The organism is Pseudoalteromonas aurantia 208 (assembly GCF_014858725.1).
GTDB lineage: Bacteria > Pseudomonadota > Gammaproteobacteria > Enterobacterales > Alteromonadaceae > Pseudoalteromonas > Pseudoalteromonas aurantia.
Map to the genome: position 1 here is coordinate 2,133,374 of NZ_AQGV01000012.1, position 25,049 is coordinate 2,158,422.

22 protein-coding genes, 2 tRNA genes and 1 pseudogene are annotated in these 25,049 nt (G+C 40.6%); 18 read left to right on the top strand and 7 right to left on the bottom strand.

Annotation, left to right across the window (positions count from 1 at the left end):
* The 14 genes and pseudogenes from PAUR_RS13055 (at position 1) to PAUR_RS13120 (ending at position 13,168) form a co-directional block, all read left to right on the top strand.
* A tRNA-Asn gene (locus PAUR_RS13055) sits at positions 1-77 on the top strand.
* A 21-nt stretch (positions 78-98) separates the two neighbouring features.
* A tRNA-Asn gene (locus PAUR_RS13060) sits at positions 99-175 on the top strand.
* A gap of 119 nt (positions 176-294) precedes the next feature.
* Positions 295-2,238, top strand: coding sequence for an EAL domain-containing protein (locus PAUR_RS13065; RefSeq protein WP_192508147.1), 1,944 nt, complete (start codon positions 295-297; stop codon positions 2,236-2,238).
* Positions 2,239-2,440: 202 nt separating this feature from the next.
* Positions 2,441-3,022, top strand: coding sequence for an electron transport complex subunit RsxA (rsxA, locus tag PAUR_RS13070; protein ID WP_192508148.1), 582 nt, complete (start codon positions 2,441-2,443; stop codon positions 3,020-3,022).
* A 2-nt stretch (positions 3,023-3,024) separates the two neighbouring features.
* Positions 3,025-3,579, top strand: coding sequence for an electron transport complex subunit RsxB (gene rsxB, locus PAUR_RS13075; protein ID WP_192508149.1), 555 nt, complete (start codon positions 3,025-3,027; stop codon positions 3,577-3,579).
* Positions 3,580-3,588: 9 nt separating this feature from the next.
* Positions 3,589-6,135 carry an electron transport complex subunit RsxC gene (rsxC, locus tag PAUR_RS13080; protein WP_192508150.1) on the top strand — a complete coding sequence of 849 codons (2,547 nt, stop codon included), beginning with the start codon at positions 3,589-3,591 and terminating at the stop codon, positions 6,133-6,135.
* On the top strand, positions 6,132-7,190 hold the full coding sequence (rsxD, locus tag PAUR_RS13085; RefSeq protein ID WP_192508151.1) for an electron transport complex subunit RsxD: 1,059 nt from the start codon (positions 6,132-6,134) through the stop codon (positions 7,188-7,190). The genes rsxC and rsxD overlap by 4 nt, the downstream gene beginning before the upstream one ends.
* Complete coding sequence (gene rsxG, locus PAUR_RS13090) at positions 7,187-7,822, top strand: electron transport complex subunit RsxG (protein WP_192508152.1); 636 nt, start codon at positions 7,187-7,189, stop codon at positions 7,820-7,822. The genes rsxD and rsxG overlap by 4 nt, the downstream gene beginning before the upstream one ends.
* Complete coding sequence (locus PAUR_RS13095; protein ID WP_192508153.1) at positions 7,819-8,517, top strand: electron transport complex subunit E; 699 nt, start codon at positions 7,819-7,821, stop codon at positions 8,515-8,517. Before rsxG ends, PAUR_RS13095 begins: the two co-directional genes overlap by 4 nt.
* 18 nt (positions 8,518-8,535) lie before the next feature.
* Positions 8,536-9,168, top strand: a complete 633-nt coding sequence (gene nth / locus PAUR_RS13100) for an endonuclease III (protein WP_192508154.1) — start codon at positions 8,536-8,538, stop codon at positions 9,166-9,168.
* Between the two features lie 323 nt (positions 9,169-9,491).
* The gene (locus PAUR_RS13105; protein WP_192508155.1) at positions 9,492-10,103 is read left to right on the top strand and encodes an RDD family protein; all 612 of its coding nucleotides are present in this window, start codon (positions 9,492-9,494) and stop codon (positions 10,101-10,103) included.
* A gap of 218 nt (positions 10,104-10,321) precedes the next feature.
* Positions 10,322-10,539 (top strand): annotated as a pseudogene (locus tag PAUR_RS13110) (endonuclease III); the annotation flags it as partial.
* A gap of 158 nt (positions 10,540-10,697) precedes the next feature.
* Positions 10,698-11,714 (top strand): helix-turn-helix domain-containing protein, encoded by a 1,017-nt coding sequence (locus PAUR_RS13115; RefSeq protein WP_192508156.1) that lies wholly within the window; start codon positions 10,698-10,700, stop codon positions 11,712-11,714.
* A 92-nt stretch (positions 11,715-11,806) separates the two neighbouring features.
* A complete protein-coding gene (locus PAUR_RS13120) occupies positions 11,807-13,168 on the top strand; it encodes an amidohydrolase family protein (protein WP_192508157.1) in 1,362 nt (453 codons plus the stop codon).
* A gap of 230 nt (positions 13,169-13,398) precedes the next feature.
* On the opposite strand, the gene PAUR_RS13125 is transcribed toward PAUR_RS13120, so the two are convergent.
* Positions 13,399-14,088: an NADPH-dependent F420 reductase gene (locus tag PAUR_RS13125; RefSeq protein WP_192508158.1), complete on the bottom strand. Its 690-nt coding sequence runs from the start codon at positions 14,086-14,088 to the stop codon at positions 13,399-13,401.
* Between the two features lie 43 nt (positions 14,089-14,131).
* Positions 14,132-14,572 carry a YybH family protein gene (locus PAUR_RS13130; RefSeq protein WP_192508159.1) on the bottom strand — a complete coding sequence of 147 codons (441 nt, stop codon included), beginning with the start codon at positions 14,570-14,572 and terminating at the stop codon, positions 14,132-14,134.
* A gap of 170 nt (positions 14,573-14,742) precedes the next feature.
* Between PAUR_RS13130 and PAUR_RS13135 the strand changes: the two genes are divergently transcribed.
* Complete coding sequence (locus PAUR_RS13135; RefSeq protein WP_192508160.1) at positions 14,743-15,609, top strand: LysR family transcriptional regulator; 867 nt, start codon at positions 14,743-14,745, stop codon at positions 15,607-15,609.
* Positions 15,610-15,840: 231 nt separating this feature from the next.
* Here the strand turns inward: PAUR_RS13135 and PAUR_RS13140 are convergent, their stop codons facing one another.
* The 3 genes from PAUR_RS13140 to PAUR_RS13150 all read right to left on the bottom strand — a co-directional run bounded on the left by PAUR_RS13140 (position 15,841) and on the right by PAUR_RS13150 (position 19,433).
* Positions 15,841-16,785 (bottom strand): DMT family transporter, encoded by a 945-nt coding sequence (locus PAUR_RS13140; RefSeq protein ID WP_192508161.1) that lies wholly within the window; start codon positions 16,783-16,785, stop codon positions 15,841-15,843.
* 100 nt (positions 16,786-16,885) lie between these two features.
* Positions 16,886-17,593, bottom strand: coding sequence for an AraC family transcriptional regulator (locus tag PAUR_RS13145; RefSeq protein ID WP_192508162.1), 708 nt, complete (start codon positions 17,591-17,593; stop codon positions 16,886-16,888).
* 742 nt (positions 17,594-18,335) lie between these two features.
* Positions 18,336-19,433 (bottom strand): serine hydrolase domain-containing protein, encoded by a 1,098-nt coding sequence (locus PAUR_RS13150; RefSeq protein ID WP_192508163.1) that lies wholly within the window; start codon positions 19,431-19,433, stop codon positions 18,336-18,338.
* Between the two features lie 103 nt (positions 19,434-19,536).
* Here PAUR_RS13150 and PAUR_RS13155 point away from each other — a divergent pair, with 103 nt between their 5' ends.
* Positions 19,537-21,234, top strand: a complete 1,698-nt coding sequence (locus PAUR_RS13155; RefSeq protein ID WP_192508164.1) for a 7TM diverse intracellular signaling domain-containing protein — start codon at positions 19,537-19,539, stop codon at positions 21,232-21,234.
* Positions 21,235-21,468: 234 nt separating this feature from the next.
* Here the strand turns inward: PAUR_RS13155 and PAUR_RS13160 are convergent, their stop codons facing one another.
* Both PAUR_RS13160 and PAUR_RS13165 read right to left on the bottom strand, forming a co-directional pair.
* Positions 21,469-22,158, bottom strand: a complete 690-nt coding sequence (locus PAUR_RS13160) for a DUF2306 domain-containing protein (RefSeq protein WP_192508165.1) — start codon at positions 22,156-22,158, stop codon at positions 21,469-21,471.
* Positions 22,159-22,168: 10 nt separating this feature from the next.
* Positions 22,169-22,864, bottom strand: a complete 696-nt coding sequence (locus PAUR_RS13165) for a DUF4386 family protein (protein WP_192508166.1) — start codon at positions 22,862-22,864, stop codon at positions 22,169-22,171.
* 148 nt (positions 22,865-23,012) lie between these two features.
* Between PAUR_RS13165 and PAUR_RS13170 the strand changes: the two genes are divergently transcribed.
* Together PAUR_RS13170 and PAUR_RS13175 are read left to right on the top strand one after the other, a co-directional pair.
* Complete coding sequence (locus tag PAUR_RS13170; protein WP_192508167.1) at positions 23,013-23,711, top strand: response regulator transcription factor; 699 nt, start codon at positions 23,013-23,015, stop codon at positions 23,709-23,711.
* Entirely contained in the window at positions 23,708-25,003 is a 1,296-nt protein-coding gene (locus PAUR_RS13175; RefSeq protein WP_192508168.1) for a HAMP domain-containing sensor histidine kinase, read from the top strand. The genes PAUR_RS13170 and PAUR_RS13175 overlap by 4 nt, the downstream gene beginning before the upstream one ends.
* Positions 25,004-25,049: the final 46 nt, after the last annotated feature.

Here is a 25,049-nt window from a genome sequence, read left to right on the forward strand (position 1 = left end):
TCCCCCTTAGCTCAGTTGGTTAGAGCGACGGACTGTTAATCCGCAGGTCCCCCGTTCGAGTCGGGGAGGGGGAGCCAATATCACACATCTTATATAGTTCCCCCTTAGCTCAGTTGGTTAGAGCGACGGACTGTTAATCCGCAGGTCCCCCGTTCGAGTCGGGGAGGGGGAGCCAATATAACGAATCTATTAGACTTTTCCTCTTATTTGCACTACTCTACAAAAGTTTTCTGAAAACCTCTTTTGGTTACTAAAAATACAAAAATTTCTCTTCCTTAACAGATAGATAAAACAATGGCTGGTTTTAAAAAACTTATATTTTTACAATTGTCTCTGTGGTTAACATTTTCACTTATAGGCACATTCTTTTTTGCTTCAAGTTTTGATTCAGCTGTGAGCAAAGCACAAAGAAGCTCTCAAGTAATGGTAACCCAATATATTCAAAACAAAACAATGGAAAACGTAACGCCTGAGCATATACGCCAAGCATTGGCCAGTGGTAACGTATTCTCAACCTTCATTGTTCGTGATTTTAATGGTGATACGGTGTTGAATATAAATGCCCCAACTCCCCTACCTTTTCTAACAAACATTATTGAAAACAGCATCAATGCAATTCGCCCGCAGTTTTCAGTGAATATTGCCAAAGACATTAAAATTGAATTTGTGATCAATGCGCAAAGCCAAGCGCAGCTTTTACAACAAGCATTATTACTACTTTTTGTGCTGACAGCTTTGGTTGCGTTTATTCCAATAATTTACATGAAAGCAATATATAAGCGTTTGAATCGTAATGTCAGTATTACAGTGGCAAATGCCGTTGATGTTTATATAACGCAAAACCAAGTCACTGAAAGCATTGAAAATGAATTTAACACCTCAAAAATGCAAGCCCTCAGTGCCGAACTCGCTCCTTCGTTTAATCGCTTAGCACACTTTTTGAAAAGCAAACAAGAAGACATTCAAACCGCGGCGCAGAGTATAAAGCAAGAAGCTTATAAAGATGTTATTACCGGGCTAGGTAATCGCAATATGTTTGTGGAATATTACGAACATCAAATTGAATCAACCAGTAAGAAAAGTTTTGGTACTTTAGCGATGATCCGCTGTAGTGAATTGCAGGTAATCAACCAAACACGAGGCTACCAAAAAGGCGATGAATACATAAAGTCGGTTTCTGATATCATAAAACACGTCAGTGGCACTTATACCGGCAGCCAAACATTCAGACTAAATAGTTCTGACTTTGCGGTTATATTACCCAATGTACCCACAAAAGAAGCGGAACATTTTGGCGAGACTTTACAAGCAAGATTTACACAATTCCAACAAAATCAAGAGCTAAGCTCTGTAGCGAATACAGGAATAGTGCCATACGAAACCGGCAAACCGCTTGGTGAACTCCTATCCGTCGTAGATAACGCGATGAGCATGGCGCAAAGTAAACAAGCCAATGCATGGCATATTCAGCGAGAATCAGATCTGGTTAATAATGTAGGGGCTGGGTTCGGTAACCAAAACTGGCGTAAAGTTATTCACGATGTGATTGATTCAAAACGCGTAAGCTTAATGATGCAAAACATCATGCCAATTGGCAAAAATGTCAAAGCCTATGCTGAGATACAAGCTAGATTCAAAACTGAAGAAGGCCAAATGCTGCCAACAGCGTCTTTTTTAGCGATGGCTGAAAAGCTTGATATGGCCATTGAAATTGATAAATTAATTATTGACAGCTCCCTTGAGCTTATTAAATCACGTAATTTTACCGAAAAATTCTTTGGTATTAACGTGACTGCATCAAGTGCTCACAGTGATCAATTCGTTATATGGCTAGAACGACGTTTATTGAAAGATGCCAATATAGCGTCAAAATTGGTCTTTGAGGTCAGTGAGTTTGGATTACAACAAAACATTAAGGCCAGTAAGCGCTTTATTGATATGGTGCACAGAGTTGGCGCACGTATCACAGTAGAACGTTTTGGTGTTGGTTTAACCTCATTCAAATTTTTCCGAGATCTAAAACCCGACTTTATAAAAATGGATGCCAGTTACACGCGAGGTTTAGAAGAAGACAAAAACAATCAATATTTCATGAGGTTAATGGTTGACCTTGCCCACCGAATTGGGGTTAGTGTATTTGCAGAGGGTGTTGAAAGCCAAGAAGAAAAGCATATTGTCGAAACGCTTTGCTTAGATGGCGTTCAAGGGTATTACATAGAAAAACCAAAAGAAATCTAAATACCACGTCAGTCCGTATAACCAACAAGGCCAACTCTGGCCTTGTTTACTTTGAAATGAATAGACTTAACTGTCAACAAATGCGCGCAGTTCATCAAGATATCCATTAAATGTGTTTACATTAATTATGATCTTCTCGGTTAAAATTGCTAAAATCGCGACCAAACAAAAAATACCTCAGTTTTTAGCAAAAGGGGCTGTAATGACTGAATATATTATGTTGCTTATCGGCACCGTGCTGGTAAATAACTTTGTGTTAGTGCAATTTCTTGGCTTATGTCCATTTATGGGGGTATCTGGGAAGCTCGACACCGCCGTCGGTATGTCTTTAGCGACCACATTTGTACTGACATTAGCGTCAGTGACAAGTTATTTAGTCAATCAATATATTTTGCAGCCACTCGACCTTGAGTTTTTGAGAACCATGAGCTTTATTTTGGTCATTGCTGTTGTTGTGCAATTTACAGAAATGGTGGTACGTAAAACCAGCCCTACTCTATATCGATTACTGGGCATATTTTTACCCTTGATAACCACCAACTGTGCCGTGCTTGGCGTGGCGTTATTAAACATAAAAAACGATCACTCCTTTATTGAATCTGCCGTCTATGGCTTTGGTGCGGCAGTTGGGTTTTCTCTGGTATTAATTTTATTTGCCGCTCTTAGGGAACGATTAGCCGTTGCTGATGTGCCGTCACCCTTTAAAGGTGCTTCTATTGCTATGGTCACTGCTGGCCTAATGTCTCTTGCCTTTATGGGCTTTTCTGGATTAGTGAAATTATAACCATGACCTTGATGTACGCTTTAATTGCGCTTGGCTCATTAGCGCTCGTTTTTGGACTCATCTTAGGCTACGCTGCCGTAAAATACCGTGTTGAAAGTAGCCCTATTGTAGAGCAAGTCGACGCTATATTACCGCAAACACAATGTGGACAATGTGGCTACCCTGGTTGTCGCCCGTATGCAGAAGCCATTGCAAATGGTGACGAAATCAATAAATGCCCCCCAGGGGGTGATGCAACGGTTAAGAAACTTGCTGACTTAATGGGTGTCGATGCGAAACCCCTTGCTGGCGGTGAGGAAGCTGAACCCATAAAAACCGTTGCTTATATCCGAGAAGATGAATGTATTGGATGCACCAAATGTATTCAAGCATGTCCTGTGGATGCCATTGTTGGTGCCACTCGCCAAATGCACACCGTTATTGATGATGAATGTACTGGGTGTGACTTATGTGTTGAACCTTGTCCAGTTGACTGTATTGATATGCTTCCCGTCGAACAAACTAAGCAAACATGGAAATGGCAAATCAACGCCATTGCCGTGACGCAAATAGATTAAGAGGTTTAAGTGGATACATTACTTGAACAAATAGAAAATGGCACATTGTGGCAATTCCCAGGAGGCGTCCATCCTCCACAACAAAAATCATTGTCAAATCACGCGCCGATTGCACGTTTACCGTTACCCGAAAAGCTCATACTACCGCTCAAACAGCATATTGGTGCAAATGGTCAGTTAATTGTAAGTAAAGGTCAAACCGTATTAAAAGGCCAAGCTTTAACTCAGCCCAGTGGTAACTGGTCTTTGCCTATTCATGCACCTACCTCTGGTGAGATAACCAATATTGCAGCCATGCCATCAGCGCACCCTTCAGCCTTACCTGAGCTCAGTATTATTTTAACGCCTGATGGCAAAGATACATGGATACCCCTAACTGAAAATACACATATTGATACTCTATCGCACCAAGCATTGATTGATATTATTCATAACGCTGGTATAGCCGGTATGGGAGGCGCGGGTTTTCCAACTTATATCAAAGCCGATAGCCAACGACCTGTTGAGTTTCTTGTCATCAATGGTGTTGAGTGTGAACCCTATATCACCGCTGACGATATGTTAATGCGTGAACACGCAGACCAAATAGTCAAAGGTATTGAAGTGATGCAGCAACTTTTGACTCCAGAGCTCATCCTCATCGGTATAGAAGATAATAAACCGCATGCTATCAGCGCGATGCAGCAAGCCTGCCAGCACAATAAAAAAATTCTCGTAAAAGCGATTCCCACTCTTTACCCCTCTGGAGGGGAAAAACAATTAATACGTGTACTCACTTCAAAGGAAGTGCCCAGTGGCGGGATCCCCGCTGATATCGGTGTTCTAGTGCAAAATGTTGGAACACTGTTTGCTGTTAGTGAAGCAGTATTTGCCGGTAAACCACTAATAGAACGTGTTGTTACAGTCACTGGTAACACCATAAAGCGACCACAAAATGTGTGGGCGCTCATTGGTACTGAAATTAAACACCTACTTGATAGCCAAGGCTTCGAACCTGTAGACGCACAACGTGTTGTTATGGGCGGTCCAATGATGGGCTTTACCCTTCCCTCGGTGAGGATCCCTGTTGTCAAAACAACTAACTGTATTCTGGCACCAGATAATACTGAGCTTGCAGAACCAGGAGAAGAAAAAGCCTGTATACGCTGCAGTGCATGCGCAGATGTTTGTCCGCAGACTTTATTGCCCCAACAATTACAGTGGTTTGCCAAAGGCAAAGAGTACGACAAGTTAGAAGATTACAACTTATTTGATTGTATCGAATGTGGTGCCTGCTCTTATGTTTGTCCTAGCGAAATCCCATTAGTACAGTACTACCGTGTTGCAAAAGCAGAAATCCGAGAACAAAAAATAGAACAAGTAAACGCGGAGCGCGCTAAAGTCCGATTTGAAGCGAGAAAGGCACGATTAGAGCAGGAGCAAGCTGAGCGTAAGAATAGACATACACGCTCACCTTCCCGAGCGGCTAAGCCTGCAGCAGAAAAAGCGAAAGTGGCCGATGCGTTATCCCGTGTTGCTAAAAAGCAGGGTGAACAATCAGCCGTACAGGCCGCAATTGAGCGTGCGAAAGCGAAGAAAATGGCGGATGGCAGTCTCGAGCCTGATAACAGTGAAGTGGTATTAGAGCGTGCCAAACGTAAAGAACAAGCCCGTAACTATAAAGCGCAAAAGCAAACCGCGGAAGTAAATAGCAATGACAACAAGTCTGCCGTTGCTGCCGCCGTAGCGCGTGCTAAAGCCAAAAAAGCCGCAAAAGTCAGCGAAACTAATGATGCGGGTGACGCCCCTGTTAATCCCCCAGCTCACGCCGTAGCCACTGAAAAAGAAACCGCTACAGAGGAAGACCCACGTAAGGCGGCCGTTGCCGCAGCGATTGCCCGTGCTAAGGCCAAAAAAGCCGCAAAAGTCAGCGAAACTAATGATACGGGTGACGCCCCTGTTAATCCCCCAGCTCACGCTGTAGCCACTGAAGAAGAAGCAGCTACAGAGGAAGACCCGCGTAAGGCGGCCGTTGCCGCAGCGATTGCCCGTGCTAAGGCCAAAAAAGCCGCAAAAGCCAGCGAAACTAATGATGCGGGAGAGGGCCTTGCTAACCCCCCAGCTCACGCCGTAGCCACTGAAGAAGAAACCGCTACAGAGCAAGACCCGCGTAAGGCGGCCGTTGCCGCAGCGATTGCCCGTGCTAAGGCCAAAAAAGCCGCAAAAGCCAGCGAAACTAATGATGCCAGTGAGGCACCTGTTAACCCCCCTGCTCACGCCGTTGCCACTGAAGAAGAAGCAGCTACAGAGGAAGACCCGCGTAAGGCGGCCGTTGCCGCAGCGATTGCCCGTGCTAAGGCCAAAAAAGCCGCAAAGCTTGCGCAAGCGAATGAAGCTGAGGTTAACAATACAGACTCGCAACCAATACGGGGTACAATAGAACCCCCAATTGACTCAATAGATGCTGAACAACCAGCAACCGAAGTTGACCCACGTAAAGCCGCCATTGCCGCTGCAATAGCACGTGCAAAAGCAAAGAAAAAAGCCAAAGAACAAGAAGGAAATGACCCGTCATGAAACTGACTATGGCTTCATCGCCGCATAATCACAGCCAAAAATCTGTGAGTAAGTTAATGATTACGGTAATGTGCGCATGTATTCCGGGCATACTCACACAAGCCTACTTTTTTGGTTTTGGCGTACTCATACAACTTATTATTGCCATTATTACGGCCTCTCTTGTAGAAGCGGCTATTTTAAAGTTACGCAATCGACCTATTTTGCCCTCACTAAGTGATGGAAGTGCTTGGTTAACCGCAGTTTTACTCGCAGTCAGTATCCCTTCGCTCGCTCCTTGGTGGGTTATTGTCGTTGGTATTGTGTTTGCGATTGGTATGGTAAAGCAGTTATATGGTGGTTTGGGTTTTAATTTATTTAACCCAGCAATGGGGGCGTATGTTTTATTACTGATCTCTTTTCCTGTGCAAATGACAAGTTGGATGCCTGTGGATCACTTATTAGCTTCCCCTATTAGCTTTTTAGATCAATTAACCATCATTTTCACTCAAACAAATAGCACAGGCTTGACGCTCGATACACTGCGTACATCAATCGATGGTACAACAATGGCAACGCCTCTAGACACGGTAAAAACCGCAGTGAGCCAAAATTTAACTGTGTCAGAAGCAATGAATCAATTGCAATTTTCAGCCTATGCAGGCCTTGGATGGCAATGGGTGAACGTCGCTTACTTAATCGGTGGTCTGTATTTATTGAAGGCCAAAGTTATAAATTGGCACATTCCTACCGCTTTCATAGGAGCATTAGCTTTATGTAGCGCAATTGGATACATTGCCGATTCAGGATCTCAAGCAGGGTCATTATTTCACTTACTCAGTGGTGCTACGATGTTGGGAGCGTTTTTTATCGCAACAGACCCTGTCTCCGCCTGTACCACCGACAAAGGCAGGCTTATTTTCGGCGCTAGCATTGGTGTGTTAGTGTACGTAATTCGCCAATTTGGCGGGTATCCGGACGCCGTCGCATTTGCTGTATTACTGCTCAACATGGCCGTGCCTTTGATTGACCACTATACCCAGCCACGCACATACGGACATGGAGCGAGTAAATGATTGTTCAATCTATGTATAAAAATGGCGCAATTCTTACTGCCTTTGCTTTAATAACGACAGGAAGTGTGGCATTGGTACAAACACTCACTGCTGAGCGCATCAATGAACAAGAGCAGCAACATTTAATGGGGCTGTTAGGACAAGTATTGCCACATAATGAATATGATAATGTGCTTTATAAAGATTGTGTGCTCAGTAATGCACCTGAACTTGGCCCTAATGGGCCGTACACGCTATATAGAGCTTACAAGAATGATGCGCCATCCGCTGTGCTTGTGCGTCATACAACACCGCACGGTTACAGCGGTAACATAGATGTACTCAGCGCCATACATGCTGACGGCAGAATTTCGGGGGTCCGTGTCACACGCCACGAGGAAACGCCAGGGCTTGGTGATAAAGTGGAACTGGCTAAATCTGATTGGATCACGACTTTCAATGGTATGGTAATTGAATCGCAAACAGATCCACGCTTTGCTGTGAAAAAAGACGCGGGTCAATTTGATCAATTTACGGGGGCTACGATCACCCCACGTGCTGTTGTAAGTTCAGTAAAGCAAGCAGCTTGGTACGCCAAACAAAATTTTGAAGCGCTATTTAATGCTGAGAATGCCTGTGGAGATACACAATGAGTCAATTTAAGTCACTAATGAAAGAAGGCATGTGGGGTAATAACCCTGCACTTGTGCAATTGCTCGGGCTATGCCCTCTTCTGGCAGTCACCAGTACAGTAACGAATGCACTTGGACTGGGATTAGCAACGTTGTTAGTATTGGTTGGCTCTAACATTACCGTGTCTGTCGTTAGAAATTGGGTGCCTAAAGACATTCGGATCCCAGTTTTCGTGATGATAATTGCGGCGTTTGTCACCATAGTGCAATTATTAATGAATGCGTATACCTTTGGCTTGTATCAATCCCTCGGGATCTTTATTCCTTTGATCGTGACTAATTGCGCTATTATTGGTCGTGCTGAAGCATTTGCATCAAAAAACAACCCGCTGCTCTCTGCATGGGATGGCGTGATGATGGGGCTGGGCTTTGCGGTGGTACTCATCGTGCTAGGGGCAATGCGTGAAATAATTGGCCAAGGTACTTTGTTTGATGGGGCCGACCTACTGTTAGGCGCTTGGGCAACTGTACTGCGCATCGAGCTATTCACTTTTGATAATCAATTTCTCGTTGCAATCTTACCCCCAGGGGCCTTTTTGGGATTAGGATTGCTCATTGCAGGGAAAAACGTGATTGATACACAAATAAAAGCAAAGGCAAGCCCTGTGGCACAACCAGAAAAAGCGCCGCGAGCCCGAGTAACCAATTTAACGTAACAATAAGTATCTACCGTCATGAATAAAGTAAAACGTTATGAAATTCTCACTCGGTTAAGAGATGACAACCCTCATCCTGAAACTGAGCTTGAATATTCTTCCCCTTTTGAGCTATTAGTGGCCGTCACACTTTCAGCACAAGCCACTGATGTAGGTGTTAATAAAGCCACCAGAAAACTCTTTCCGGTTGCTAATACACCACAAGCCATCATTGACCTTGGCCTTGAAGGACTGAGAGACTATATAAAAACCATTGGTTTGTTTAATTCAAAAGCCAATAACGTTTATAAGATGTGCCATATTCTTGTTGAAAAACACAACTCTATTGTGCCTGAAAATCGTGAAGCCCTCGAAGCTCTCCCTGGAGTTGGCAGAAAAACGGCTAACGTTGTGCTGAATACCGCTTTTGGTTGGCCGACGATTGCTGTAGACACACATATCGACCGCGTATCAAACCGCACTAAATTTGCCATGGGTAAAAACGTAGTTGAAGTCGAAAAAAAGCTTGAGAAAGTTGTACCTGCAGAGTTTAAGGTCGATGTACATCACTGGCTTATTTTACATGGTCGTTATGTTTGTACCGCCCGAAAACCTAAATGTGGCTCTTGCCTCATTGAAGATTTGTGTGAGTTTAAAGATAAAACAGACTAAGCCAAGGCCTGTTTAGAGCGAGAAACGGTCATTGGGGCTACTTAGAAAAGAGCTAAATAATTATCCTCGATAAAACATTGAAAATTAGGTGTAATGGAAGCTTTAAGAAGTACTGAGCATCCTAGAAATAGCGTGGAAGCGTTCAATAAGCCGACTAATTTGGCTTAATACAATTTAAGCCACTAAAAGCAAATTCCAATAGCATAAATACGCCAACCCAAACAGCTTGTGCAAGAAGCAACTCAGTCCAACAAGCGATTATGCAACACAAACTACGTGCTGCATAAATACTAAATTGTTAAGTCCCAAGGAGTGTTCTACATTTGGATTCTAAAATAAACTTCAATAATTACACCTTAGAAGAGCTATATGACTCTGCTCAATCAATCGATCGTGATGCATATCCCGATAGAGCTAAAGAAATTGATGAACTCATAGTTAAACGCCAGAATGAACAACCACAAAGTGAAGTTGAAGATAATTCTAAACATAAGGTTGCAGGTGAAAAGGCAACTAGATGGGACAGACTTTATGCTGGCTTAATCGATGCGGTAGTTCATATGGTAGCTACGGTACCTCTATTTTGGTATTTCGGAATGGAAGCATTTAAAGAGCCGAGTGCTTTTACAATAGTTATCGCAGTGATTTACGGTTTATTCACGACTCTAATATTACAGGGCTATCTACTATTTCACTATGGACAAACTATTGGTAAACATATCATTGGCACTCGTATTGAAAACCTTGATGGTACTAAAGCTGATATCAAAAAAATATTGTTACTTAGAATATTACCAATGAGTCTATGCTCATTCATACCAGGTGTCGGTCAATTCATTTCTGGCTTTATTGATCCAATATTTATTTTCGGTAAACAACGTAGGTGTTTGCATGATTATTTTGCTAAAACAAAAGTGAGTTATGTTGGCACTTAACACATATGAACCTCCTTCAGCCAAGTAAGCATAACGATTCTTTTTAGCTGCTTTTAAGCAGCTAATTTGTATTGGCAATTTTAAATCTGTTCAACTTCGCTATGTCGGTTAGCCGTTAAAATATCTCTGAAGGCGGTGACTAAAAGGCTTATAACAAAATCGTAAACACGGACAAAACAGAACTAGGCTAAGCTCTACCATGGTTATACTTTGACTAACCAACAATAGCGGTGGACACTCATATCGTTCGCGTTTCAAACCGTATCAAATTTGCCATAGGTAAAATAGCTTTAGAAAGTTGTACCCGCCAAATTCAAAGTGGATGTACACCTCTGGCTTATTTTATATGGTCGTTATATATTGTAACATCCGTATACCTAAATGTGGCTGTTGTCTCATTGAAGACGTGTGTGAGCTTAAATACAAGTTAGAATAACAACGTAACCAATGAAGATTTATACCAAACATTCATTTTCGTCATATGTTAGTGAGTGATAGCGCCCAAGTGATATTCCTCTTAGCAGCCGTTTACGTGCTTTAATATACATGAGAAACTCTAAGTAGAATATCCTAATTTTTACTTTAAAAGACAGTATGGATTCACTCAACTTTGTTAATTTAATTCAAGCAGCAACTGTCGGCGTTTCTATCTTGGCTAGCCTATTGTTATGGCGAAAAGGCACTTTTGATGGCATTGCTCTACTCCTTGGACTCATTGCCTTTGCAACCCTTGTTAATCTTCTAGAAGAAACAGGGATTACTCGTGATACCTACATCATCAGCCCTATATTCATTCTTCTTTTTGGGCCCGCAGGTTATTTAGCCTCTAAACATCTCACCAATGAAAAACTCACAAAAAGAGATTGGGTGCATATATTGCCAGCCGCTCCCCTGTTGCTGTTTAGTTCCCACGTTTCTATTGTGATAGCCATAGGGACTATTTGGCGGTTAATCTACGCCTATTTTACGGCTACACTACTCACTAAATATAAACGTACGTTAGATGAAGAGCGTTCTGATTCAGAGGAGTTTTCTTTTAACTGGTTAGTTTGGGTTATTGTCGTGATGGCACTATTTAATTTAATTGATTTAATTAGACTAAATAGCCAGCCTTATATCTCTTATGAGCTGAATATTATCGGTCAAGGCATTAACAACAGTGTTTGGTTGCTGGCGGTCATGATCATAGCGATTAAGCTCATAGAGCAAAAGTCACCACCTACATTGGCACAAGCCAAAAACAAAGAAATAAGCAAGGAGCCAGCACCAGAAAATTACCTATCAACCTTTGCTGAATTAGATAAACTAATCACAATAAACCAATGGTTTCTAAAGCCTCGTTTAACGTTAACTGATGTGAGCGAACTCTCGGGGTTACAAACAAGAGATATCTCTCGTGCAATTAATACCGTCGCCAACAAACCATTTAATGAATACATCAATGAATATCGCATTAAACATATTTGTCAAGCGCTTGATGCAGGCTCCCACCTCACACTCACCCGACTATACACCGATGCAGGTTTTAGCTCTAAAGCCTCGTTTAATAAAGTCTTTAAAGACTACACAAGCATGACACCAAGTGAGTACAAGTCTCAAAATAAGGTCTAAGATCAGGATTGTAGCTGGCTAAAAGCAAGATATTAGACGCTCGAAAAGACAATCATTGTTAGCTTACTTTTAATCTTTAGAAGGCGTTAACCATGAAACTAATTATCACTTTAATCTCTGTATTTACCCTTATAAGTTGTAGTTCACACTCACAGTTAAAACCGCAACAAAAACCATTCATTCTAAACAATATCAATATCATCGATATTGCCAACAGAAAGGTTCGACTCAATAAGTCAATCTTGATTAGTAAAGGTAAAATCCAAAAAATTGCCCCGTCTCCAATGCGATATATATCAACAGAAATCAAGGTTATCGAAGGTGATGGTGGGTACATAACACCCGGTCTTATTGATATGCATGTTCACATGTATGAACAAGCGGCATTGACGCTAGCACTCAGTCATGGGGTCACTCATGTACGTATAATGAATGGGGTACCAAATCAATTAAAATGGAGAGATCAGGTCGCCGCTGGGGAATTAATTGGCAGCAGTGCAACCGTGAGTAGTCCGATCATCTCAGCCTATGACAGTGCGTATTTACACCATACAGTGCATACTGCTGATCAGGCAACAGCAGCCGTTAAGTTGTATCAATCACAAGGTTATGACTTGATCAAAGCCTATGGGAACTTAAGCGAAAAAGCGTTAACCGCACTTGTTAAAGCAAGCATGACACACAATATTCCTATCGCCAAACATGGCCCTCATGCCTCTGGTAACATGCCTGTCTCTAAGCTCGTTGGACTTCAGTCTTTTGAACATGTTGAAGATATTTATCAAGGCCCGCTCAATTACAAGTTTGCCCCCAGCCGCTTGTCAACAATTGCTGATGACATAAAAGCGACTAACGTGCCTGTCACACCCACCCTGAATATATATTATCAACTCACTCAACTCAGTAATGGAAAAGCGCAGTTTTTAAATTCGATCCCGACAGAATACACCTCTGATATCATCGCGCTGGAAACATCACACAATCAGGTAAAGCGTTGGCTAAATGCATCAAAAAAAATGGCTGAGCACAATCAAAAAACGTTACAATTTTTGCAACATATTACCCAAGTTTTCCATGATGCAGGGATCACGTTACTCGTTGGTTCTGACTCTGGTGTATTACTGTCACCACATGGTTTGGCAACCCACAATGAAATGCAATTGATGCTTGAATCAGGCTTGAGTACTTTTGACGTATTAGCTGCTGCGACGATTAACCCCGCTAAAGCACTCAAACTAGATAGTCATATTGGTCGTATCGTAGAGAACTACAATGCAGATTTAATCTTGTCCAAAACAAACCCACTACAGGATTTATCGGTACTTGAATCGCCTGAAGCGGTGATTAAACATGGTATTTTTTATTCTAAAGAAACTTTAAAAGAGCTCAGAAATAACGCCATCAAGTCTCGCAGTTTGTGGGAAGAAATTATAACCTTGCTTGAGGTCTTGTGAAAATCAATTGCACATAAGCAGTTACACTGAATCTGTTACAAGCTATTACAGGGTCAACATGAGAGCGACCTGTTTTTATTTAGATTAAAGATTCAACACCTTTAATAACACAGGTAACTCTCACCTTTTCAATGTGATATGTAAGGTTTAATCAGTACTAATAGAGTTTAACGCATGATTGGCTTAATATTGACCTGTAATTAAATCAGCCAACCATAACGACGCATTAATCATTTTTTCATTAGCTGAAAATTAAACTCTCCCGTACCTAATATCTCATACATACGCCACCAAAGAAGGACATTCATTTCCATAGCTCGTGAGTACGTAATATTCCCTAAATCGATAACCTGCTCACTTTCCCAGCCAAATGAATTCAATATTTTCTGCGCTATTGATTTCGCTTCTTTGTTGTTGCCACTCATAAATACATTATGCTGCCCTTCGATGAGAGATGGGTTCACCATAACCGTATGCTGAATATTATTTAACGTTTTTACTATATGTGCCTCAGGAAATGCTTTTTGTAGCTTTTCACCAATTGAGGTCGTATTTACGGGGGACAATGACGGTTGTTCGCCTTCAGCACCAAATACAAGCCCATTTGATACATCAATAACAGTCTTGCTTTTTAAATCACCAAAGTCAGCTAAATCCAAAGCATTTTTAGCAACCGATCCATGTGTGCATACAAACAACAGCTCAGCAAATTTGGCTGCCTCAGTAATTGATTTTAGAGTGACCTTATTATTTCCCCCTTGCCATTGTGCCAAAGGTACATTCCCAAATACATCTGTTCCATTTTGTGCTAACGTTTTTTGAACATCACGCGTACCCATTACCACTTCGTGCCCTACTTGTACTAGCTTCGCTGATATGCTGCGACCAACCATACCTGTACCAATGACTGCAATTTTCATTTATGCATCTCCTCTCACTAATTTCTATTAAACTTACTGCTGGTTAGTTTCCACCTTGAGGGTGGTCTGCAACGATAAGCCATGTGCCATCATTTTGCTTTTGAACAACTTCTATTCCGCTTCCAAATACCCTCTGCTCACTCTTATTAGCTGCCTTTAAAACAAACATATATTTAGATCGTAAAATTGTGAGCTTTTCTCCCGCAACTGCATAGGCTGTCACCATTTCAATACTCTTTGCTGAGTTGATTAGCAACGTTAGATCCTGACATAACTCTTTTTTTCCTTTTGCTACGGTGCCATCTAAACGTTGAACGATCGCATCATTTTTGTATAGAGCACATAGCCATGATATGTTTTTTTCGTTGAACGCTTGGACCCATTGTTTATGTACATCAGTAGGCGTGGTTGGCAATGAGCTCTGTGCATATGCCATTGATAATATTGGTGATAGTAATAAAAATAAGCTGGTAAATTTATTCATTAGATTTTTCCTAAAATTAATTTACTGTAGAGTTGTCATTTGCAAATGTTTAAACAACACGGTATTCAAATTAACCACTCCAAGTTCTATACAGAGAATGATAGAGCAATATCTCGCATTCAAAAATACACATAAATGCACTATAATTCTGCATTTATGCAGAGGTTAATATGTTTAATTGGGATGATTTACGTTATTTCCTTCATGTAGTAAATACAGGGAGCTATTCTTCAGCCGCTAAGGTCCTAAAAGTAAACCACACAACTGTATCTCGAAGAGTGCAAGGGATGGAGCAGACGAGTGGCGTTAAACTCTTATTGCATACGCCAAAGGGCTTTGAGTTAACAGAAGCCGGAGAAGAAATTATTGAAGACGTAAGATTACTTGATAATATTAGCTATACGATTGCAAGAAAATTAGTTGGGAAAGATCAGCGATTATCAGGATCAATCACTATCACCATGCCTCATGATCTCTTTAATTATTATCTTTCTGATTGTCTGGTCCAATTTAGAGCGCAGTACCCTGATATAGAGCTGAATCTAAGTCTTACCAATAGCATTCAAAACTTATCACTTCGTGAATCAGATATTGCGATTCGATTTACTAAAAAACCACCAGAAGATCTCGTTGGGTATAATATTGCTATGTTGCAACATGCTGTCTATTCCAGCAAAAAACTTGATAACGACACTGAAACGTCTAAAAACTTAATATTATGGAACGATGAAGTAGTGGTTCCCTCCTGGGCGACTGAACGATTTAAGAAATGTCATATCGCATTAAAAGTGGATGATTTAGAAAGCATGTATAAAGCCGTTAGTGCAGGCTTTGGAGTCGCTTGCATGCCTTGTTACCTACCCCGCTTACTGTCAGATAAGAATATCAAGTTACTAGGTTATGTTGATAGCCTTCAATCTGATTGGGGCTTATGGGTACTTAACCATGTCGACGTGAAAAACTCAATGAAGGTAAAGCTTTTACGTAAAGTATTAATTGATACTTTAAATCAGAAAGTTCATCAATTTTCAGGTTAATATTTTAGGCTACACTTCAGTCGTGCTTTGGTCCGGCTATGTGAAGCGATATATGAAAAAATCATAGATTACTTTAAACGATGTAATTCAATCATAAGCACCGCACATGTCAAAAGATTGCTCGTAAACCTATTTTTGGTTCTTGTCCTATTGAAGAATTAAAAATAAGACGAAATAATGTTTGACCGCATTGACTCTAAAGCGGTCGCTGAATCTTAGATGAAACCAAGGTCACATGCTCTTTTTTAACCTTAGTGGGCTCAGCATATAAAATAACTTACTTTGCGGCTGAATGGTTTGGATCACTAAACACAATGATACTAAAGTAATACCTCCCCACCCAATGACCTTAAGCTTTTCGCCGATGATCAAAACAGCGAAAACAGTTGCAACTAAAGGTTCAATAAGGGTTATGAGTGTCGCTTTACTTGCATCTACAAAACCCAAGCCAAATCCAAATAACAAATACCCTAAAAACATTGGGATCACGGCTGTATACAAAGATACCAACACATTCGTTGGGCTTGAAAATAAGTTACCTCCTGTAAACCATAACGACGGGAGCAACAATAAAGCAGCACACCCGAACAGCCCAGACATGGATGATTGAGAATGAACGCCACTTTCAATTAGGCGCTTCGCTGCCCATGAATAACCGGCATAACTCAATGCGGCAATACCCCCCAAAAAAACCCCCATGCTCTGTTGATACATGTTGTAAGCAGTACCACTGTTTTGCTCTTTGCCAAACGTCAAAAAAGCAATTCCTATCGCACCAATGACAAAGCTCACGCCCCATTGCAGTGATATCTTTTTATGACTTATTAGACGTTCAAGGATTGCGGTAAAAAACGGCGCCATAGCAATAGATATGACCGTGCCAATAACAACACCAGATAACTGCATTGAGGAATAAAATGATAACGGATAAGTAACCACAGAACTAACCCCTAAAAATAATACTTTAGGCCGTTTAAACATGCGCTTATAATCAATAACTAATTTTTTCCATGCCATAATGACAAGTAACACTCCCCCTACTCCCATAGAGAATGCACCAATGGCTAAAGCGTTTACATCATGAGAATAACTTGCGACAGTACCAGTTGTTCCCCATAAAAAACTGGCCATAACAATTGCAATAACCCCTTTAACATTGCCGTGATGATTTTCCATAGTGAAACCTGTTTAGATAACTTCAATACAGAAATAGTACGCGAGTAATACAGTGTGTTTTTAACAATTAAGACGCTATTGTTGACCATTCAGACTAAGTTTACTTTTTGAACCGAGTTGGAGATAAGCCAAAGTACTGTGAAAACTTTCGGCTAAAGGCTGAAAGTGCTTTATAACCTACTTTTTCACCAATAATTTGTAACGGATAATCCGTATGCGTCAGTAAAGCTTCTGCTTTTTCCATCCGCCTTTTTGTTATAAATGTCATCACTGTCATCCCCATTTGTTGTTTAAATAACTTCTTAAACTGTGTTTCACTCAAACAAGCGGATTCAGCCAAGCATTTAATTGACAGTTGTTCGTCAATATTTTGCTCTATAACGGATATAGCCATACCTAGGCGTGTATCAACTTTTGGCAATAAAGGTTGCTCTGCTAGCAATAAACCAAACATGTCAAACATCGCCTGTTCTAATTGGACATTCACTTTGTTTTCGAGCTGATTTTCAATAAAAGTTAAGTAGCTTCTAAGAGATGCATTAATCATAAAAACAATACAATGAGAAGATAGAATATTCGGTGGTAGATTTTCCATGTCTACCACGACAAATCTAGCTTCAGTCTGCGCAGTGAACATGTGTACTTCATTCGCTTTCACGACAACACATTCACTCGGTGCAACTTTACCGTTGAAATCACCAACGCATATATTTATCACACCACGTATAGGTAAAACTAATTGATTAAAGTGATGTGAATGCCGTGCAGGCTTTGTGCTATAAGAGCGAATGGATAATTGATTTTTCATAATAGCAGAAAATATATGGCCGTGCTTCATTATGAGTTTGGTTATATATTAGAGTAATGAGTATTAATGTGAAGCACCTATTAACACTTTAGTGGTATTTCTCATCGGGGTGATGAACTCACGCTCACAAATGTACACACGATCATTACTAATGTGAAGGTTAGCATGCGTTTTATAAATCATATTCAATGCCCCTTTCACCTTCCTCGTTATACGATAAAATAACAAGTCTTAGCAGTAAATCAGATCAAACGCGCATTATCTGCTTCAATAGCCACATAGGTTCACTTGGTTGCCAATTTTTAATAGCCTCTTATATGCTGGGCGAATTTTAATCATATCAGCCCTAGCCGTTACATAATGGTATTGCTGTAATAAAAACCTTATAGCGCTAGGCAATAAATATTACGGAATCTATGCTATATCCGCTAAGGAATACACTCTACCAACTCACCATTTTCTCTGCTTCAACGTCTCATCCATTTATTTAAATATTTGATGAATATGCTACGCCATTTTTTGTACTGTTTCTTCAAGAATACCGTTTATTGATATCGCTTTATGGTCTTATACAAATGGCAAAAGCAGAGTTAAAAGACGAGTTTTTGACTCAAGATATCACTGCTGCACTTATGCACACTAAGCGATGAAAAGTACTGAGTATGAAAGCCCCTTGTTCTGCGTATCTATTTGGTAATAAGTTTCCAAATACAATGGGGCTTTTATTAGACACCTTACCGCTTTACTCTAAAAACTCACCCGCTAAGTCCATCACATAAGTAAAATCAGGCATATAATCGCCACCATTACCCAGCATGATAATAAAAGCATTTTTATCTCTGTTTATTGCATATATCGTTCTGAATCCATCATGCTTGCCGCTATGACCATATGCTGTTTTACCATCGCCACTGAAATAAAAGATCCCGTACCCTGTGCCATTCAACGAGGAATCGGCCTTACTGATGTGCGCTTTCAACATTAAACGCATTGTTTCAGCTTGTAGTATTTTCCCTGCCATAAGGGCATACATAAAGCGCTCCATATCATGCATTGAGCTCACCTGCGAAGATGAGCCTACAGCAAACACATTACGTCCATAAATTTGATGATGCTGTGCATGATTCATCGCTGTGCGTTCGGTTATATCAACGTCTTCATCAAGTATATATGTGTTATTCATATTAAGTGGGGCAAATATTTCAAGGTCCATAAATTCTGGAAATGGCATATTTGCCACCTTTGTAATTATTTCAGCTAACAGAATATACCCCGTATTGCTGTACTCTTCTTTACGTCCAGACCCAAATTCAAGTTGATGGTTTTCTATGAAGTACTGTAATATTTTTGGATTGGTAATGTCATTATTAATAACTTCATGGGTATTTAAGTCATTAAATATATCGGGTATGCCTGACTGATGAGTAAGTAAATGATGAATGCTGATCTCTTGCCAAGATGAATCTAGCTCAGGCAAATAATCAACAATTGAATCGTGTAGTCCCAAAAGACCTTGCTCGTAAAGCTTCAGAATTGCCACCGCGGTAAACGTTTTACTCACAGACGCTAAACGAAACTGCGTATCTTCGCTAATTGGCTGCATTGGACGTGCAACACCCTTCATTCCTGTATAAAGGTTTTTATCATTTTGCCATACAGAAACAATCAAACCGGGTCCATCCGCATTGAGGTTGGCCTCTAGCACTGCATCAAGTGTTGTCACTAGATTCGTTTGCACACCCGTTTCGATTGTTTTGTACTTTCCACTATTATTGCACCCAGTAATAAATAACAACACACTGATAATCATCAACATCTGAAAACAATTTCTGCACTTCATACATCACTTTCCATTTAATTTTTATGCTAATTATGTTTAGATTAACTTATACAGCGGTTGTATTTGAGGTGTCATTCAATATTATTTACCAACCGTATACAGCATGCAACAGAATACACTTAACCAATTGATTAAGTTGAATAATAATAATTCATGGTCTAATTATAAATTGATAAACAGTATAAAGTTCACCTCACCCAAGTATGCTGTTTTACTGATTTTGATAGCAGCTGTCGTTGTATTGGCTTTTTCTTTACTCAGTTCAACTCACTTGTCTGAGGAAGGAGTAAAAGACTCGAAAAATCGATTCTCTATTTTCACGCATTTCAGTCACCATAAAAACACTGACTATGTATTAAATGCAGATATTCCCTGGCATAAATCTAATGCTGGCACATTTAACCTCGGCTCCCACCAGCATGGAGTCATTAAAATTATGCCCCGCCGCACAGAACTCACTAGTGCGAGTGAAGAATTGACGATTGTTCTATCCAAAAATAATATTTTTACACAAGCCAGCTTAAGTTATCAGGTCAATGCAACGCCGTATACAGAGCCTATGAAGTCATCTTCTAAAGATGCAAAAATACTCAGCATTGCCATGCCTAAGAACGTATCTTCTGAACCGCTGTTTATTTTAGTCACTGGTCGTTATTTAAGAGGTGACATCCAAATTTTAAATACTCAGGAATTTACCGACTATATTAAATGGACGTCAGTTCAAGATGGCCTATATTTTGGCTTTACGGCGCTGATCTTTACGTTAAGCTTGATTAGCTACTTACTATTTCGTCATGCCATTTTCCTAAAGTATGCCATCTTATTGGCTTCTATCTCCGTATGGATTGCTGCCGGTGAAGGGTGGCTGACGCATTTTATACCGTACTTTACACATCAGCCATTTTTTACAGCCAATTCATTGGGCTTACTTTTCTTTATTTCGTTCGCCCTTTTTAGTTATGATTACCTAAAACTTAGCAAACAACAGCGCCTGCTTGGCTGCATACTTAAACGCTGTCAGTTGATACTTTCAATTATCTGGCTTTCTTACTGCTTGTCATTTAATAGCGCCGAACCAACGCTTTATCAAATTATCTATGGCTGTGCACTGCTCGTTTGTTTTACTATTCTCACAACGTCACTCACCGCTGCAATGTTATCTTATAAGTGCGAGCATAAGCACAGTCTATTTTATATCTCTGCACTGTGTATACTTTTTCTCTGCGGTGTTATCTCAGGTTTATCTATGACCTCTTTAATAGACTATCAAGTAAAATGGACGCTGATAAAAATAGGCTCAGCGCTTGATATGACCTTATTAGCCACAGGATTAATGTATTGGTATAAACAATCATTGAGTCATTTTTCATATGAACAAACACACAGGAAAAACCTACAATCCAAATTAGCAACAACAGAGCAGCAATTAGCAGACACAGAAAAGCAGCTAAGTATCACTGAATCGAATAACTCTCTATGCCCTCACATTGCCAAGGTCGTATCTTTGCTAGAGCACACTTTATACATAAAAGCTGCTGGTAACTATTCGACCGTTTTTTATCAAAACGCGCATGGTATTCAAGAAGCGCTAATTGATACCAACATTCAGGCCATCGAAAATTCTATTGCCATAACAAAGCTGACCCGTTGCCATAAATCTTACCTTATAGGCTTAAAAACTGGCTTTCATCTTCACCGAAGAACTTCTGCTGATTACGATTTGGTATTCAATCAAACCCATGTCCCTGTTGGCCGAAAATACCTAAAAGAAGTAAAAACCATTTTTAGCCTCCGAGACTAAAGTGATCCTAGTAAATCTGAGTATTAATCGTGGCTTTATACGTATTGAATTTGCCGCGAACCAAAAAGCTCAAAGTCGGCGCACACTAAACATTAATTTTACGCAGCTGCAATGTATACACCACCAGCAAGCCTAAATGTCGTTCTTACCTAATTGTTGGTTTTGCGCACTGACTTAAAGTGATATGAGTCGCAGACCGCGTTGAGAAAAAGCGGCCTCTAAAGGCAAATTCATTTATTCCTTATCAAACTGAGACCATGAAATGGCTTGGCTGCGCTTCCTAGCCATTACTTTTATTACCCAGTAAACCGCTGACAATATAACGAATACAACAGGGAGTAAAATAAACTCTATGCTTTGCAACGCTTCAGGTAAATGCCTAGCTTGTCCAAGGAAGAAAGCGGCAGTTGACATAAAAAGAGGAAAGAACATACGCCATAAGTGCCTAACCAGCTTGCGGCGGCCTCTTAGCCCTCCCAACTTGATATAATGATAATCGGCCACGGTGCAAAATGCCACGACGCTACCAAAAGCCAAGTATGCTTCAATACCAAAGCCCCCCAATTTTCCATCGTCAACTTGGGTTGTTTGATATGAATACCAAATAAAACCCACCGTTAACAATAAGGCGAAAACAAAAAGCGCTTTATCAAATACATTGATGCGATTTACAGGCTGCCAGACCGTATTTAACGCCGACAATACAAAATAACATAACACCAAGCCATTCATGATAGATATCGGAACATCTCGTAATATAGCAATGTAAGTACCTGTTATACCAAGTGTTAGTATTGCGCCGACATATGCTCTTCCCAAGTACTTATGACTGCTTTCTCCTTTAGGGAAAAGAATGACGGCGTAACCTGCGAGTAAAGCCATCGCGCCCGACAAAATGTGTAACGTCATTACTGATAAAAACATAATTGTTCTCCTAGCTATTTGATTGAAGGTTATCTGTACGTGCGCCGAGTGATGTTAAAAATCCAGCGGCTAACAGATAAATGGGGACCAATAATTGTGACAGTGCCAGCGGTAGCTGAGCTAAGCTTGGGGTCGGTGCTTGAAAAAAAGTATGTCCAACCGCAATCAGTTGTAATACACACGATGCGAGTGCAAGGTAAGCAATCCATTTCGCGATTAGCTCAGCACGGATCAGTAAAATATAGAACGCAGCTAGACTACAACTTGACATAAAAATAGAAAAAAAATGGGCTTCGTTTCTCCCCACGGCTAACATTTTTTTCATGACACTCGTATTAGACTCGTGGACAGAAAAAGAGGATAAAAAGGAGACATACTCAGCAAGTTTTGCATATTCATATGCGCATAAGACTATTCCTACCGCAGCGAATACGATAAGGGAGATAAATGTTCCTTCATATTCCTTGATACGACTTTTTGGTAAAAGCAGCCCGAACACTAAATTAATTGCGCTGATCAGCAAAGCAACGAGCGTGGCACATCCCAAAATGACTGTGATCTCCTCTATAGAGGCCGAACCATCGTAAGTAAGAATGGGCGTTAAAAAGTAGAAGTTTAGCAGTAACCCCAACGCCATTTGCAACAGCATTAATCCCGCTATCGTTTTTGCCGCAACCTTGTGATTGGGGTAATTGATTGATGACATAGAGTCACTCCGTAAAATTAACTTGGAGAAATCTTACCCGTTTCTATATCAGCATTGGGTAACATAGTGTAACAATGACATCAGTAGAATTGTTTTTAGGCAGCCAATCAGGGAGTATGGTACTCAACAAATTACCAAGTTATTTGCTATGAAAAAGTTACTAATGATTGATGACGACGAGTGCTTAACTGAAAGCTTATCCATTTTTTTCCATCAGCACCAAATTGAGTTAATTTATGCCAATGATCCATTGCATGGATTAGACTTGTTAGAAACTGAATCTCCCGCGTTATTGTTATTAGATGTGATGATGCCCAAAATTGATGGTTTCACTTTATGTAAAAAGATTAGAACAACCCATAGCTTGCCTATAATTATGCTCACAGCGCGAGGTCGGTTAGAAGACAAGATCCAAGGTTTCGAAATTGGTGTCGATGATTATTTGCCTAAACCATTCGAACCATTAGAGTTATTGGTTCGAGTACACGCGTTACTGCGCAGAAGTACAGATAATAATACCAAGCAGTTTGAGCCCATTGAACTAATCACATTTATTGGATTAGAAATAGTCCCTAAACAACAACTCGTCAAAGTCGACGGCAGCGAAGTAAAGCTGTCGGGCATGGAGTATCATTTACTCTACACGCTAGCCACCCATCCTGGCAAAGTGTTCAATAGAGAGCAAATTATAGGCGCTTTAAAAGGAGTTGAAATCGACCTATTTGGACGCTCAGTCGATATATTGCTAAGTAGATTAAGACAGAAGCTACACGACTCCCCATCAACGCCTAGGTTTGTGAAAACGATAAGAGGTATTGGCTACACATTTATTGGCACACCGCTATGACGCTACCTCATTTAAACTTGTATGGCCGCTTTTTTTTGCTATTCACTGTGACAACAATTCTATTGGTGGTATTCATTCTGCTGGGGAGTTTTTCTCTGTCAGAAAAAGAAGCAAAGAAAATAGTTTACGATCGGCATGACGCACTATACGAGATAATGGCCAAACTTGTCGCAGGACCTATTGATATTAAAAAGCTCAAAGTAGAAGCGAAAAAAAACCGTGTTGAAATACAAATAACGCGCGGCACACAACACTGGAACACGGGGGGCAAGCTGCCAACCATAACCGTATTACAAGAAAACTCTACACCACTTGGCAAGATCTACTTTACCAAAGTCGGCGCTAAATATTTCGTATACACCATATCGAACAACACTACGATTGTCGTTACGTCGCAAATTGCTAATTTGATTGTCTATTCCAACGGGTTAACATTGTGGCCTTGGTTTGCAGCATTATGTGTGCTACTGATCAGCTATAAAGTGCTTAATAGTCAATTAAAGCCCATAAACACCGCCATCAATAGCGCAATACAAATAAGCCAAGGCAACTTTAAATCTCGAATTGAAAAGCACCCAAAAAACGACCTAAGTAATTTAACCCGGGGCTTAAACACCATGGCGGAGAGTATAGAACAGTTATTTTCCTCCAAAAATGAGCTACTGCTTTCCGTCAGTCATGAGTTGAGATCTCCTATGGCCAGAATGAAAGTGCTACTAGCCCTACTCACTCATAACGAAACCGTATCGAAGTTAAATAGTGAAATTAACAAGATGGACGAGATTGTCGAACAGTTATTAGAAAGTGAACGCCTGAAAGACTCTCACAAACTAGTGAATCTTGAAACTTACTTTCTCCCAAATGTCCTCACTGGCATACTCGATAGTTTCGATAACAATTCCGCATTAAGGGTTGAAGGTACAATTCCAGAAATAGCCATAGATATTGATTTCGGGCGCTTTAAATTCTTGATTCGTAATCTCATCGAGAATGCCCTCACGCATTCGCACAGTTCGAGTCCAGTGATCCTAACCTGTTCGAAAGAAAGCACGGAGTTATTTATTCGCGTTCGAGACTTTGGCTCCGGCATAGAAGCTGAGTTTCTTCCGAAAATATTTGACCCTTTTTCACAAGCGACAGGAGTAGATAACCGAAACAGCCAGGGGGTTGGGCTAGGGCTGTTTTTATGCAAGCGCATTGCTTTGGTCCATGGGGGTGAATTAAGTGTCAGCAGTGAAATAGGGAAAGGCAGCGAGTTCACTGTCACACTCCCCATCGTGGAGCACGGGTAACTCGTATTCATCTAATTACAGCCTTACCATTTCAAGTACACACAGG